13 protein-coding genes and 1 pseudogene are annotated in these 13,095 nt (G+C 42.9%); 13 read left to right on the top strand and 1 reads right to left on the bottom strand.

The genetic code is table 11. The features are described from left to right. Positions 1 to 34 precede the first annotated feature (34 nt). The 13 genes from nagA to G575_RS12185 all read left to right on the top strand — a co-directional run bounded on the left by nagA (position 35) and on the right by G575_RS12185 (position 12,824). Positions 35 to 1,186: an N-acetylglucosamine-6-phosphate deacetylase gene (nagA, locus tag G575_RS0107235; protein ID WP_027972147.1), complete on the top strand. Its 1,152-nt coding sequence runs from the start codon at positions 35 to 37 to the stop codon at positions 1,184 to 1,186. Between the two features lie 278 nt (positions 1,187 to 1,464). After that, positions 1,465 to 2,346 (top strand): class II fructose-bisphosphate aldolase, encoded by an 882-nt coding sequence (locus G575_RS0107230; RefSeq protein WP_027972146.1) that lies wholly within the window; start codon positions 1,465 to 1,467, stop codon positions 2,344 to 2,346. Positions 2,347 to 2,583: 237 nt separating this feature from the next. Further along, positions 2,584 to 2,772 carry a 50S ribosomal protein L28 gene (rpmB, locus tag G575_RS0107225; RefSeq protein ID WP_018164578.1) on the top strand — a complete coding sequence of 63 codons (189 nt, stop codon included), beginning with the start codon at positions 2,584 to 2,586 and terminating at the stop codon, positions 2,770 to 2,772. Positions 2,773 to 2,895: 123 nt separating this feature from the next. Next, on the top strand, positions 2,896 to 3,258 hold the full coding sequence (locus G575_RS0107220; RefSeq protein ID WP_027972145.1) for an Asp23/Gls24 family envelope stress response protein: 363 nt from the start codon (positions 2,896 to 2,898) through the stop codon (positions 3,256 to 3,258). A 2-nt stretch (positions 3,259 to 3,260) separates the two neighbouring features. Beyond that, positions 3,261 to 4,919 carry a DAK2 domain-containing protein gene (locus G575_RS0107215; protein ID WP_027972144.1) on the top strand — a complete coding sequence of 553 codons (1,659 nt, stop codon included), beginning with the start codon at positions 3,261 to 3,263 and terminating at the stop codon, positions 4,917 to 4,919. A 49-nt stretch (positions 4,920 to 4,968) separates the two neighbouring features. Beyond that, positions 4,969 to 6,237, top strand: a complete 1,269-nt coding sequence (locus tag G575_RS0107210; RefSeq protein WP_027972143.1) for a S41 family peptidase — start codon at positions 4,969 to 4,971, stop codon at positions 6,235 to 6,237. Next, positions 6,237 to 6,617 (top strand): HIT family protein, encoded by a 381-nt coding sequence (locus G575_RS0107205; protein WP_027972142.1) that lies wholly within the window; start codon positions 6,237 to 6,239, stop codon positions 6,615 to 6,617. Before G575_RS0107210 ends, G575_RS0107205 begins: the two co-directional genes overlap by 1 nt. A gap of 155 nt (positions 6,618 to 6,772) precedes the next feature. After that, positions 6,773 to 8,479 carry an acetolactate synthase large subunit gene (locus G575_RS0107200; protein ID WP_027972141.1) on the top strand — a complete coding sequence of 569 codons (1,707 nt, stop codon included), beginning with the start codon at positions 6,773 to 6,775 and terminating at the stop codon, positions 8,477 to 8,479. Next, on the top strand, positions 8,472 to 8,954 hold the full coding sequence (gene ilvN / locus G575_RS0107195) for an acetolactate synthase small subunit (protein WP_027972140.1): 483 nt from the start codon (positions 8,472 to 8,474) through the stop codon (positions 8,952 to 8,954). The genes G575_RS0107200 and ilvN overlap by 8 nt, the downstream gene beginning before the upstream one ends. Before the next feature lie 47 nt (positions 8,955 to 9,001). Beyond that, positions 9,002 to 10,024, top strand: a complete 1,023-nt coding sequence (gene ilvC / locus G575_RS0107190; protein ID WP_027972139.1) for a ketol-acid reductoisomerase — start codon at positions 9,002 to 9,004, stop codon at positions 10,022 to 10,024. An 83-nt stretch (positions 10,025 to 10,107) separates the two neighbouring features. Further along, positions 10,108 to 11,358, top strand: coding sequence for a threonine ammonia-lyase IlvA (gene ilvA / locus G575_RS0107185; RefSeq protein ID WP_027972138.1), 1,251 nt, complete (start codon positions 10,108 to 10,110; stop codon positions 11,356 to 11,358). A 315-nt stretch (positions 11,359 to 11,673) separates the two neighbouring features. Then, entirely contained in the window at positions 11,674 to 12,564 is an 891-nt protein-coding gene (locus G575_RS0107180) for an SPFH domain-containing protein (protein ID WP_027972137.1), read from the top strand. 110 nt (positions 12,565 to 12,674) lie between these two features. Next, positions 12,675 to 12,824, top strand: coding sequence for a hypothetical protein (locus tag G575_RS12185; RefSeq protein ID WP_156874732.1), 150 nt, complete (start codon positions 12,675 to 12,677; stop codon positions 12,822 to 12,824). Positions 12,825 to 12,883: 59 nt separating this feature from the next. Here the strand turns inward: G575_RS12185 and G575_RS11290 are convergent. Then, positions 12,884 to 13,095, bottom strand: a pseudogene (locus tag G575_RS11290) (amino acid ABC transporter ATP-binding protein); the annotation flags it as partial.

Here is a 13,095-nt window from a genome sequence, read left to right as displayed (position 1 = left end):
ATAATGTTAATATAGATAAAACAAGGAGGTTGTTATGAGGACGTACCTAAAAGCAGATACTTTTTACTTTACAGATGGAACAAAGTCTGGAGGTTACCTGGAGCTTATCGATGGCTGTTTTGGTCAATGGCGAAGCGATTTGCCAGAAGGAGAAGAAGTGCTTGATTACTCAGGGTATCAGATTGCTCCTGGTTTAGTCGATACACATATCCATGGCTTTGCCGGAGTGGACGTTATGGATGCTGATCCAGAAGGCATTTTAAAAATGAGTTGGGAATTATTATCGACAGGAGTGACTTCGTTTTTGCCAACGACCTTGACGTCTTCTTTTGATCGATTGAAAGCAGCAGCGACAGCCATTGCTCAAGTAGCTGGTCAAGAAAAAGGTGCTAAAATTAGAGGCATTTACTTTGAAGGGCCATATTTTACTGAGGAATATAAAGGCGCTCAAAATCCAGCTTATATGAAAAATCCTAGTTTAGAGGAGTTTGATAGTTGGCAAGATGCTGCCAAGGGACTAATCAATAAAATCGCTCTAGCTCCAGAGCGTGACGGGGTAAAGGACTTCATTGAAGGGATGACCGCGCGCGGGGTAACAACAGCCTTGGGGCATTCTAACGCTACCTATGCTCAAGCCAAGGAAGCAGTTGCTGCGGGTGCATCCGTTTGGGTCCATGTGTACAATGGTATGCGTGGTTTGACTCATAGAGAGCTAGGTATGGTGGGCGCAGCATATCATCTTCCAAATACCTATGCCGAATGGATTTGTGATGGGCATCATTCTGTTCCAGAGGCGGGGGATATTCTGATGAGGCAAAAAGGAATTGACCATGTTGCTTTGATTACGGACTGTATGCGGGCAGGCGGGTGTTCTGATGGGGACTACATGTTAGGGGAATTTCCAGTTACTGTGGAAAATGGCACAGCAAGACTCAAGTCTAACGGCAGTCTAGCAGGGTCGATTTTGAAACTTAAGGACGGGCTAAAAAACGTGGTGGATTGGGGACTTGCTAGTCCAGAAGAGGCTATTAAAATGGCAAGCTTTGTTCCTGCAAAATCTGTCAATATAGATCATGTCTGTGGACAACTAAAAGAAGGTCATGCAGCTGATTTTATTGTTCTAGATAAAAAACTAGAGCTTATGGCTACTTTTATAGATGGAAAAAGGGTTTGGACATCTGCCTGAAAAAGAGTCGGTCCTCTAGGAGTAGGCAGTCAGTGGAAAAAGTAGAAAGTTCCTCTACCAACTCTCACAGGGGTGTAGTACTCTGTGTCTAGACTGTTTCAGTTAATGGCATTAGAATGAAGTGTTTGTTGCCATGATAATGGTACAGAATCTATATCCTGACAATTTGGAGGAAGCCCATTTCAAAAATATCTCTAGCACTAGCATTCTCCAAAAGATTGTGATAAAATAGACGAGTAATGGGTTTACCCTTTAAAAATTTATAGGAGGCGATTCTAATGCCATTAGTTTCAGCAGAAAAATTTGTCCAAGCAGCGCGTGACAACGGTTATGCAGTTGGTGGATTTAACACAAACAACCTTGAGTGGACTCAAGCTATCTTGCGTGCAGCAGAAGCGAAAAAAGCTCCAGTTCTTATCCAAACTTCTATGGGTGCGGCTAAGTACATGGGTGGTTACAAAGTGTGTCAATCAATGATTGCTAACTTGATCGAGTCAATGAACATCACTGTTCCAGTTGCGATCCACCTTGACCATGGTCACTACGAAGATGCACTTGAGTGTATCGAAGTTGGTTACACTTCAATCATGTTTGACGGTTCACACCTTCCAGTTGAAGAAAACCTTCGTTTGGCTAAAGAAGTAGTAGAAAAAGCTCACGCTAAAGGTATCTCAGTTGAAGCTGAAGTAGGTACTATCGGTGGTGAAGAAGACGGTATCGTTGGTAAAGGTGAATTGGCTCCAATCGAAGATGCAGTAGCAATGGTTGCAACTGGTATCGACTTCTTGGCAGCAGGTATCGGTAACATCCACGGTCCATACCCAGAAAACTGGGAAGGTCTTGCATTGGATCACCTTGAAAAATTGGCAGCAGCTGTACCAGGTTTCCCAATCGTATTGCACGGTGGTTCAGGTATCCCTGATGATCAAGTTAAAGCAGCTATCAAACTTGGTGTTGCTAAGATCAACGTAAATACTGAAAGCCAAATCGCGTTCTCAAACGCAACTCGCGAATTTGCACGTAACTACGATGCAAACGAAGCAGAATACGACAAGAAAAAACTCTTCGACCCACGTAAATTCCTTGCTGACGGTTTCAAAGCTGTACAAGGTGCTGTTGAAGAGCGTATCGACGTATTTGGATCAGCAGGTAAAGCTTAATCTATTTTTAGAATTAATAAAAAAAGGATTTTCGAAAGAAAGTCCTTTTTATGTTGCATTTGAGAGAGTTTTTAGAGACTGATGATGAAAGGAGTAAACAGCAATCGTGGATAGAAGATAGGAGAAAGTTAGGAAAAAAGAGAAAATAATCCTTGCCAAGTCTACCTTTTTCTGATAGACTAGTAGGGTATGTGGTGCTAGCACATCCGAACATATTCTACGTAGGAGGAAAACAAGATGGCTAAAGTATGTTACTTTACAGGACGTAAAACTGTTTCTGGAAACAACCGTTCACACGCGATGAACCAAACAAAACGTACAGTTAAACCAAACCTTCAAAAAGTTACTGTTCTTATCGATGGTAAACCTAAAAAAGTTTGGGCTTCAGCTCGTGCCCTAAAATCAGGCAAAGTTGAGCGCGTTTAATTTAATATGAAAAGTGGTCTGAGAAGGCCATTTTTTTTGCCCTTTTTCCGCTCAGCTTTTATATTTTTACAAGATGGGCTAAATATGCTAAAATAGAGTGATAATAAGATCGAGGTAGGAACAATGACTGTAAAAATTAATACAAAAGATGGTCAAATCGAACTAGCTGATGAGGTTATTGCCACTGTTGTTGGTGGTGCAACCACTGAGATTTTTGGTGTTGTTGGAATGGCAAGTAAAAGTGCTATTAAGGACAACTTCCAAGCCCTCCTTCGTAAGGAAAACTATGCTAAGGGAGTTGTTGTCAAAGCAACCGACGAAGGAATTGCTGTTGATGTTTACACTGTTATGAGCTACGGTGTCAAAATCAGCGAGGTATCAAAAAATATTCAAGAACGAGTAGCCTTTAACTTGGAAAGCCAGTTAGGCATTACAGCAAACGCGGTCAATGTCTATATCCAAAATGTTAAAGTCGAGGGAGAATAATCGTGTCAACAATTACAACAAGTTTATTGCAAGAAATGGTCCAGGCGGCAGCAAGCCGTTTAGGTAGCCAAGCTGAGTATGTCAACTCGCTCAATGTTTTCCCAGTACCAGATGGGGATACGGGAACAAATATGAGCATGACCATGGACAATGGTGCTAAAGAAGTAGCGGACAAACCTGCTAACACAGTCGGTGAAGTGGGTCAAATCTTATCTAAAGGGCTTCTTATGGGTGCGCGTGGTAACTCTGGAGTTATCACCTCTCAACTTTTCCGTGGTTTTGGTCAGTCGATCAAAGGAAAGACTGAGCTTGATGGTAAGGACTTGGCACAAGCCTTTCAATCAGGGGTTGAGGTGGCTTATAAGGCCGTTATGAAGCCTGTTGAAGGGACAATTTTGACTGTTTCTCGCGGTGGGGCTACAGGTGCTTTGAAAAAGGCTGAAGAAACAGATGATGCCATCGAGGTCATGCGTGCAGCGCTTGAAGGGGCAAAACGTGCCTTGGCTAAAACCCCAGAGCTACTTCCAGTCCTTAAAGAAGTTGGAGTTGTTGACTCAGGTGGTCAAGGTCTTGTTTATATCTATGAAGGTTTCTTATCGGCTTTGACGGGTGAGTATATTGCCTCTGAAGATTTTAAGGCAACTCCTGCTGTCATGACTGAGATGATCAATGCTGAGCATCATAAGTCAGTGGCAGGTCACGTTGCAACAGAGGACATCACATTCGGTTACTGTACTGAAATCATGGTAGCTCTTGGGCAAGGTCCAACTTATGTCAAAGAGTTCAACTATGAAGAGTTCCAAGGCTACCTTTCAGGGCTTGGAGACTCGCTGTTAGTTGTTAATGACGATGAGGTTGTTAAAGTACACGTCCACACCGAAGACCCAGGACTTGTCATGCAAGAAGGTCTCAAGTACGGGGCTCTTGTCAAAGTCAAAGTGGACAATATGCGTGGTCAACATGAAGCGCAACTTGAAAAAGCACAAGCTACGAAGCAAGAAGCCAAAGAATACGGTTTAATTGCAGTAGTTGCGGGTGATGGCTTGGCTAATATCTTTACCTCACAAGGTGTTGATTATATCATCTCTGGCGGTCAGACCATGAACCCTTCGACAGAGGATATCGTAAAAGCAATTGAAGCAGTCAATGCTAAAAATGTCATCATCCTCCCAAACAATAAGAACATTTTTATGGCGGCACAATCTGCAGCTGAAGTGGCGGAAGTGTCTGCAGCGGTTGTTGAGACTCGCACCGTTTCACAAGGCTTTACAAGCTTACTTGCTTTTGATGATAGCAAATCACTGGAAGACAATATCGCTGCAATGACAGCTAGTCTATCAGATGTGGTGAGTGGAAGCATTACGCTGGCAGTACGTGACACGACTATTGATGGACTCGAGATTCACGAAAATGATTTCCTAGGTATGGTGGATGGTAAGATCTTAGTATCAACGCCAGATATGGTTGAGGCCTTGAAAGACACCTTTGCCAAGATGATTGATGAGGATAGCGAAATCGTTACCATCTATGTTGGTGAAGAGGGTTCCCAAGAACTTGCAGAAGAAATTGCCGAGTATCTAGAAGAAACTTACGACGATGTGGAAGTTGAGATCCATCAAGGAGATCAACCAGTCTACCCTTACTTGATGAGTGTTGAATAGCAAAAAATCGTTGCAATGGTGCAGCGATTTTTTAGAAAGGAAGTAAGGGATGACAAAGTTAGACATTTTCAATCAAGTCGTGGCTATCATGTTGAACGATTCGTCTACCAAAAAGGACAAGTTAGGTACTGATCCAGAGCCTTTTCGTCAACAAATCTCAGAGGACATGTCTGATGCGGAGTTTATTTTCGTTGTTAATCATTATTTGGCTTCATTTGGTGTCTTGAGTCATGTTTGCTTCTACAGTCCTAAACTTTTGAAAGCTAAGGGGTTTCGATTACGTACGGAAAAGGAAAAACTTTATGTGATTGAGGCAAATCCTGAGACACATTTGCAGGTGGGAGATGTGATTATAGCTTTGGATAATATTTCAGTGGCAGATTTTTATGAGCAGCACAAGGGGTTCTTTGTTAGTAAAACCCCAGAACGTCAGTACATGGACTGGGCGGGTTTTGTCAGTCACACGGCTGTGCTTACTATCGAGCGTTCAGGCGTGAGGCAGGAGATTTCGTATAAGCAGGCAGATGCATTGCCGACGGAAGCCTTTGCTTGGTCCCAGCTTGATGAGGACACGGTTTATCTGAAGATGGAGAATTTTTCGGATGAATCAGCTATCTCTAATCTTTATCAGGAGTCTGGCGCTGCCATATCCAGGAGCAAAAACCTCATCATAGATGTTCGCGTTAATCATGGAGGGTCTGACTCTCTTTATTGGCCACTCTTTAACTACGCTCTTGGTCAGGGGCAGACCATGAAGGAGATACCAGATGATGGCTTTGGTCAGGAATTTTTATATACCGAGCGTAATGTTGATCTGCGTTTACAACGATTTGCTGAAGAGTTGGCTAATCCAGATGTAAGTGCCGAGACCAGGGAGCTCTTGGGTGTTTTTTCGGAGGAGTTGAAGAAGTATCGGGGAATGGGGTATGTGACTCCTGTCGACAGTGATGAGCACGATTATTTTGCTGAATTTATTGGTCAAGCAAGCCCTGAAAATGTCATTGTTTTGTCGGATGTTTATTGTGGTTCGTCTGGAGATAATTTTGTAGCTACCATGAAAAAACTGCCCAAGGTAACCGTTATGGGGCGTCCAACGATGGGGATTTTAGATTATTCTAATTGTTGCACAGCGTCATTTGATGATTATGTCCTTATTTTTCCAACATCTCGTCTCTTGGCTATTGATCATGGGATTGTTCAGGCTGATAAGGGGATTGAACCTGATATTGTTATTCCTTGGACACCGGAACATTTTGTCAGAGATGTGGATATCGCAGAAGCGCTAGCTTTTTTAAAGAAAAAGGAGGAGAAGGGCTAATGGCAGACTGTATATTTTGCCACATCCCAGAGAAAGATTGGATTTATCAAACCGACAAGTTTTACCTGGTGTGGGATATCGACCCTATTCAAGAAGGGCACATGCTCTTAATCAGCAAGGCACACCGCTTGTCTTTACTGGATTTAACGGATGAAGAAGGTCGGGATTTATTGGCATTGCAAAAGAAAGTAATCGCTACTGTTGAGTCTTTGCCTGATTGGGGTGTGACCGTTGCTATCAACAATGGGCATCTCATGGATCAAGGGACGCATTTTCACTGTCACCTTATTCCACGCTATCAGGGAGATGGGTTTTGGGATAAGATCCATGTAGAGAAAAAAGGGTTTATGAAAACAGCCTTTCTTAACGCTTTGTTATGATATGATGAGGCAGGAAGTCTTGTACCATAAAACGTGACGAATACAGAATGGATCTTCATTTTTGTCATTTAGAGGTTGCATTCTGTTCTAAAAATGGTATTATAGAGTAAATAATTTTGAATTTTTTGACAATTATATCGAGAAGGGAGGATTTTGTGAGAAAGATTCGCTTAGATAAAAAGAAATCTGGTTCTGAATTGGTCCTAGATACTTTGTTAGAGCTTGGTATAAATCGTATTTTTGGTTATCCGGGTGGCGCAGTCTTACCCTTGTATGACACCCTTTACCAGTATCAGGATAAGCTCTTTCATGTCTTGGCAAGACATGAGCAGGGAGCTCTTCATGAGGCTGAGGGTTATGCTAAATCAACAGGTAAATTAGGAGTTGCCTTGGTAACTTCTGGTCCAGGGGCAACCAATGCCATCACGGGGATTGCGGATGCCATGGCAGACAGTGTTCCTCTTCTAGTTTTTACAGGTCAAGTAGCCACTCCTGGTATTGGTAAGGATGCTTTCCAAGAAGCTGATGTCATCGGAATGACTATGCCGATCACTAAGTACAATTATCAGATTCGCCATACTGAGGATATTCCGCGCATTATTACAGAAGCGGTGCACATCGCAACGACAGGGCGTCCGGGGCCAGTAGTTATCGACTTGCCTAAAGACATTTCAGCAAATGAAGTTGATTTCTATTATGATACAGAGGTTCACCTCCCATCGTATCAGCCGACTATTGAGCCTAATGGCTTACAAGTTAAGAAATTGCTAGCGCAATTAAGTCGATCTAAACGTCCGGTTATTTTGACGGGTGGAGGCGTGGCTTATGCTGAAGCCAGTGACCTGCTAATTGCTTTTGCTGAAAGGTACCAGATTCCTGTTGTATCAACCCTTTTAGGGCTTGGAACCATGCCTATAGAACATGACTTATCATTAGGTATGGGCGGGATGCATGGTTCTTACGCATCCAATATGGCTTTGACAGACGCAGATTTTATCATCAATATCGGAGCTCGCTTTGATGATCGTTTGACTGGAAATGTCTCTCAATTTGCCGTCAATGCAGTGGTCGCTCATGTTGACGTTGACCCAGCTGAAGTTGGAAAGGTTGTTAAGACAGCTATTCCAGTTGTGGGTGACGCCAGAAAAACGCTGGAGATGCTTTTAGCCTTTGAAGAGGTTAAGACAAATCACAAGGATTGGACAGCGCAAGCCATTTCTAATAAGCGGAGAGCGCCGTTTAGCTATGAAAAGTCAGAAGATTTTATCAAACCTCAAGAAGCTATTGAGATTATTGGACAATTGACCAATGGTGAGGCTATCATTGTGACAGATGTGGGTCAGCATCAGATGTGGGCCGCTCAGTTCTACCCATATAAGCATGGCCGTCAGCTAGTAACCTCAGGTGGCATGGGGACTATGGGCTTTGGGATTCCAGCTGCAATAGGTGCTAAGTTAGCCAATCCTGATAAGGAGGTTATTCTCTTTGTTGGAGATGGTGGCTTCCAGATGACCAATCAAGAGTTGGCTATTCTAAATGGTTATGGGGTCCCCATAAAGGTGGTTCTTCTCAATAACCACTCTCTTGGGATGGTACGTCAGTGGCAAGAGTCTTTTTATGAGGAACGTCGCAGTCAATCTACCTTTGACGATGAGCCAAACTTCCAATTGCTAGCTCAGGCTTATCAGATTGCAAGCTACCGCTTGACAGACCCGGCTAGCTTAGCAGAAGATTTGAAGGTTATTTTGGAAAATAAACCGATGCTGATTGAAATTTGTATTTCAAATCGAGAGCATGTGCTTCCGATGGTGCCTGCCGGTAAGGCCAATCATGAGATGTTGGGGGTGACGTTTAATGCGTAGAATGTTAACAGCCAAACTCCAAAATTCAACAGGGGTGCTCAATCGTTTTACAGGTGTTCTCTCACGTCGACAAGTCAATATCGAGTCGATTTCTGTGGGGCCAACAGACGATCCCAAAATCTCTCGAATCACCATTATCATTGATGTGGAGACCCTAGATGAAGCGGAGCAAATCATCAAACAGCTCAACCGCCTAATCGATGTGGTTCGGGTTCGTGACATTACGGATATTCCGCACTTGGAACGTGAGGTGCTTTTGGTTAAAATCGCTGCGCCTGTTGCCAAACGAGCAGAAATTTTAGCCATGATTCAACCCTTCCGAGCAAGCGTGGTTGATGTCGCACCAAAATCCATCACCATTCAGATGACTGGTGATGCTGATAAAATTGAGGCCTTGCTTCGAATTATCAAGCCTTATGGCATTCAAAACATCGCTCGCACAGGAGCCACAGGTTTCTCACGAGACATGTCTTAGTCCCAGACACTTCATTAAAAAATAATAAATAGAAAAGAGAAAAAACGATGGCAGTAACAATGGAATATGAAAACGACGTAACAGTAGCAGCTCTTGATGGCAAAAAAATTGCCGTTATCGGTTATGGTTCACAAGGCCATGCCCATGCACAAAACTTGCGTGATTCAGGTCAGGATGTGATTATCGGTGTGCGTGCTGGTAAATCATTTGACAAAGCAAAAGAAGATGGCTTCGAAACCTTTGAAGTGGCAGAAGCTGTTAAACAGGCCGATGTCATCATGATTCTTGCTCCAGATGAAATCCAAGCTGACATCTATGAAACTGAAATCGCTCCAAACCTTAAAGACGGAGCGGCTCTTGGATTTGCACACGGCTTTAACATTCACTTTGGTTACATTAAAGCACCAGAAAGCGTTGACGTTTTCATGTGTGCGCCTAAAGGACCTGGTCACCTTGTACGCCGTACTTATACTGAAGGTTTTGGTGTGCCAGCACTTTATGCCGTTTATCAAGATGCGACTGGACATGCCAAAGATATTGCGATGTCATGGGCTAAAGGTGTAGGTTCAGCACGTGTTGGCTTGCTTGAGACAACCTTTAAAGAAGAAACAGAAGAAGATCTTTTTGGTGAACAAGCTGTACTTTGTGGTGGTTTGACTGCCCTTATCCAAGCAGGTTTTGAAGTGCTTACTGAAGCAGGTTACGCTCCTGAATTGGCTTACTTTGAGACCCTTCATGAAATGAAATTGATTGTTGACCTTATCTACGAGGGCGGCTTCAAGAAAATGCGTCAATCCATTTCAAACACTGCTGAGTTTGGTGACTACGTAGCTGGTCCACGTGTCATCACAGATCAAGTGAAAGAAAATATGAAAGCCGTCCTTGCTGATATTCAATCAGGTAAATTTGCAGATGATTTTGTGACAGACTACAAAAATGGTCGTCCAAAACTAACAGCTTACCGTGAAGCAGCTGCAAACCTTGACATTGAGAAAGTAGGAGCAGACCTTCGTAAAGCAATGCCATTTGTTGGAAATAACGATGATGATGCTTTCAAAATTTATAACTAATGAAAATGTGAAAAACGCTGTTACAACAGTGTTTTTTCTGTTATAATGAATTTACTGAAAATTTCAAAAAAAGAGGGTGTAAAATGATTACAGCAAGAGACATCGGTAAAGCCTATGACGTTCTTAAAGAGGTTGTTGTGGAAACGCCACTTGATTTTGACCGCTATTTATCTGAAAAATACGGGGCTACGATTTACCTTAAAAAAGAAAACATGCAAAAAGTACGCTCTTTTAAAATTCGAGGTGCCTACTACGCCATTTCCCAATTGACAGCGGAAGAAAAAGCGCGAGGGGTGGTTTGTGCTTCGGCAGGCAACCATGCTCAAGGCGTGGCTTATACTTGTAATGAAATGAAAATTCCAGCTACTATTTTTATGCCGGTGACGACTCCGCAACAGAAAATCGGTCAGGTTAAGTTTTTTGGTGGAGCATATGTCACGATTAAGTTGGTTGGTGATACCTTTGATGCCTCTGCTAAAGCGGCTCAGGAATTTACAAAAGCAGAAGGACAAACTTTTATCGATCCCTTTGATGATGAGCATGTCCAGGCTGGGCAAGGGACTGTGGGCTATGAAATCTATCAACAAGGTCAAGAGCACAACGTGAGCTTCGATAAGATCTTAGTTCCTGTTGGTGGGGGAGGTCTCATTGCAGGGGTATCAGCCTATTTAAAAGATGTTGCTCCAGAGCTTGAAATTGTCGGGGTTGAGGCTTCGGGGGCGCGGTCTATGCGCGCAGCTTTTGATAAAGGACACCCTGTAGCATTAGCAGAAATTGACAAGTTTGCAGACGGTATTGCGGTACAAAAAGTTGGTGCTAAGACTTACGAAGTGGCTCGTAAATATGTGGATCAATTGGTTGGCGTTGATGAGGGGTTGATTTCAGAAACCTTAATTGACATGTACTCTAAACAAGGGATTGTCGCGGAACCTGCGGGAGCTGCGACGATTGCTGCGCTAGAAGTGATGAAAGATGATATTGTCGGAAAGACCTTGGTTTGCATCATTTCTGGTGGCAACAACGACATCAACCGTATGCAGGAGATGGAAGAGCGAGCGCTGATTTACGCAGGTCTCAAGCATTATTTTGTGGTTAATTTTCCGCAGCGACCAGGTGCACTACGAGAGTTTGTGAATGATATTCTAGGTCCAAGTGATGATATCACACGCTTTGAGTACATCAAGCGTGCGAATAAAGGGACAGGGCCAGTTTTGATTGGGATTGCCTTGGCGGATAAGGCGGATTACCAAGGATTGATTGAACGCCTATCGGCTTTTGATCCGGCCTACATTAACCTCCATGGTAATGAGAGCCTATACAATATGCTGGTGTGATTGGTCACTATTGGTCAGAGAATCAACAGCGGTTACCCTATTTTAGCTTGACTGTGTGAAAAAAAGAGATATAATAACCTTATCATATATGACTTTAGAGGAGTTTGTCACATCGGGGACAAACTCTTTTCTCTTGCAAGAGATGCTAGAAGGCTGTTGAGAAAAACGGTTGACAATGGAAGGTGATTTTGCTAAAATTGACTTAATAAAATAATACAAAGGAGTTCAGCTATGCCATTTTACTTTTGGATTTTTGTTTTTATTGCTATCGCAGGTAGTTTTTGGGCTAACAAGAAAAATTAAGGAGGACTTTCCATGTTACCAGTCTTAATACTTATCGGATTTTTGTTTCTTATCACCTTATTGATTATCATTAGCACGCTTTATGTGGTGCGTCAGCAATCCGTCGCTATCATCGAGCGGTTTGGTAAGTACCAAAAAACAGCAGCGTCGGGTATTCATATGCGCATGCCTTTTGGTATTGATCGCATTGCAGCGCGCGTGCAACTACGTATGCTTCAAAGTGAGATTGTCGTTGAGACCAAGACCAAGGACAATGTCTTTGTGACCTTGAATGTGGCGACCCAATACCGTGTCAATGAGCAAAATGTCACAGACGCTTATTACAAACTCATGAAACCAGAAGCGCAAATCAAATCTTATATCGAAGACGCTTTGCGCTCATCAGTACCAAAGTTGACGCTGGACGAATTGTTTGAAAAGAAAGATGAAATCGCACTTGAAGTTCAACACCAAGTGGCTGAAGAAATGTCAACTTACGGTTACATTATCGTGAAAACCTTGATTACCAAGGTTGAACCAGACGCCGAAGTCAAGCAGTCTATGAATGAAATCAATGCTGCGCAACGAAAACGCGTTGCTGCTCAAGAACTAGCAGAAGCGGATAAGATTAAAATCGTCACTGCCGCTGAAGCCGAAGCAGAAAAAGACCGTCTCCATGGTGTCGGTATCGCCCAACAACGTAAGGCTATCGTGGATGGCTTGGCTGAATCCATCGCTGAACTCAAAGAAGCTAATGTCGGTATGACAGAAGAGCAAATCATGTCTATTCTATTGACGAACCAATACCTTGATACCCTCAACCAATTTGCCACTAAGGGCAATCAAACCATTTTCCTACCCAATACCCCAAATGGTGTGGAAGATATTCGAACACAAGTCTTGTCGGCTTTGAAAGCGAAATAGGGATAGCTACGCTGTCAAGACAAAGGAGTTAGGTTATGGTCTGGTAAAAGAGTCATCACACGACTTGTTCAGATGGTCATTTTGTCAGAGCTTCTGTAAAAAATGGAGAAATGGTGAAGAAAGTCGTGACGCCATCGAATTTACTAGCAGTTGTCTTTTTTCTAGCTTATATTTTGTCAGCTTATGCTTTTGAAGGGAATCATCCCTTGGTTCTGGTTTTCCTGATTATGATGGCGGCTTCTAACATCTTTCGACATTAGATGTGGGAAATGGCGAAACAATAACTAAAAGAGCGGGTTCTTAGGAACCTGCTCTTTAGCTATTTCAAAAAACGTTTCAAAAATTCTTTGGTGCGTTCTTCTTGAGGGGTTTCAAAGATTTGTTCGGGAGTGCCTTGCTCGGCGATGAGGCCTTTGTCCATAAAAATGACACGGTCTGATACTTCCTTAGCAAATTCCATCTCATGGGTGACAATCAGCATGGTTAATCCAGATTCGGCTAATGCTTTCATGGTTTTGAGAACTTCGCCTA

Origin of the sequence: Streptococcus plurextorum DSM 22810 (assembly GCF_000423745.1) — a bacterium.
GTDB lineage: Bacteria > Bacillota > Bacilli > Lactobacillales > Streptococcaceae > Streptococcus > Streptococcus plurextorum.
This window is presented reverse-complemented; position numbering and strand designations above follow the sequence as displayed.

Excerpts from the sequence above, each read along its gene's own strand:
- G575_RS0107180 (WP_027972137.1), top strand. The coding sequence starts at position 11,674 with ATGTTACCAGTCTTAATACTTATCGGATTTTTGTTTCTTATCACCTTA.
- rpmB (WP_018164578.1), top strand. The coding sequence starts at position 2,584 with ATGGCTAAAGTATGTTACTTTACAGGACGTAAAACTGTTTCTGGAAAC.
- G575_RS0107210 (WP_027972143.1), top strand. The coding sequence starts at position 4,969 with ATGACAAAGTTAGACATTTTCAATCAAGTCGTGGCTATCATGTTGAAC.
- G575_RS0107230 (WP_027972146.1), top strand. The coding sequence starts at position 1,465 with ATGCCATTAGTTTCAGCAGAAAAATTTGTCCAAGCAGCGCGTGACAAC.
- G575_RS12185 (WP_156874732.1), top strand. The coding sequence starts at position 12,675 with ATGGTGAAGAAAGTCGTGACGCCATCGAATTTACTAGCAGTTGTCTTT.
- nagA (WP_027972147.1), top strand. The coding sequence starts at position 35 with ATGAGGACGTACCTAAAAGCAGATACTTTTTACTTTACAGATGGAACA.
- ilvA (WP_027972138.1), top strand. The coding sequence starts at position 10,108 with ATGATTACAGCAAGAGACATCGGTAAAGCCTATGACGTTCTTAAAGAG.
- ilvN (WP_027972140.1), top strand. The coding sequence starts at position 8,472 with ATGCGTAGAATGTTAACAGCCAAACTCCAAAATTCAACAGGGGTGCTC.
- G575_RS0107220 (WP_027972145.1), top strand. The coding sequence starts at position 2,896 with ATGACTGTAAAAATTAATACAAAAGATGGTCAAATCGAACTAGCTGAT.
- G575_RS0107205 (WP_027972142.1), top strand. The coding sequence starts at position 6,237 with ATGGCAGACTGTATATTTTGCCACATCCCAGAGAAAGATTGGATTTAT.
- ilvC (WP_027972139.1), top strand. The coding sequence starts at position 9,002 with ATGGCAGTAACAATGGAATATGAAAACGACGTAACAGTAGCAGCTCTT.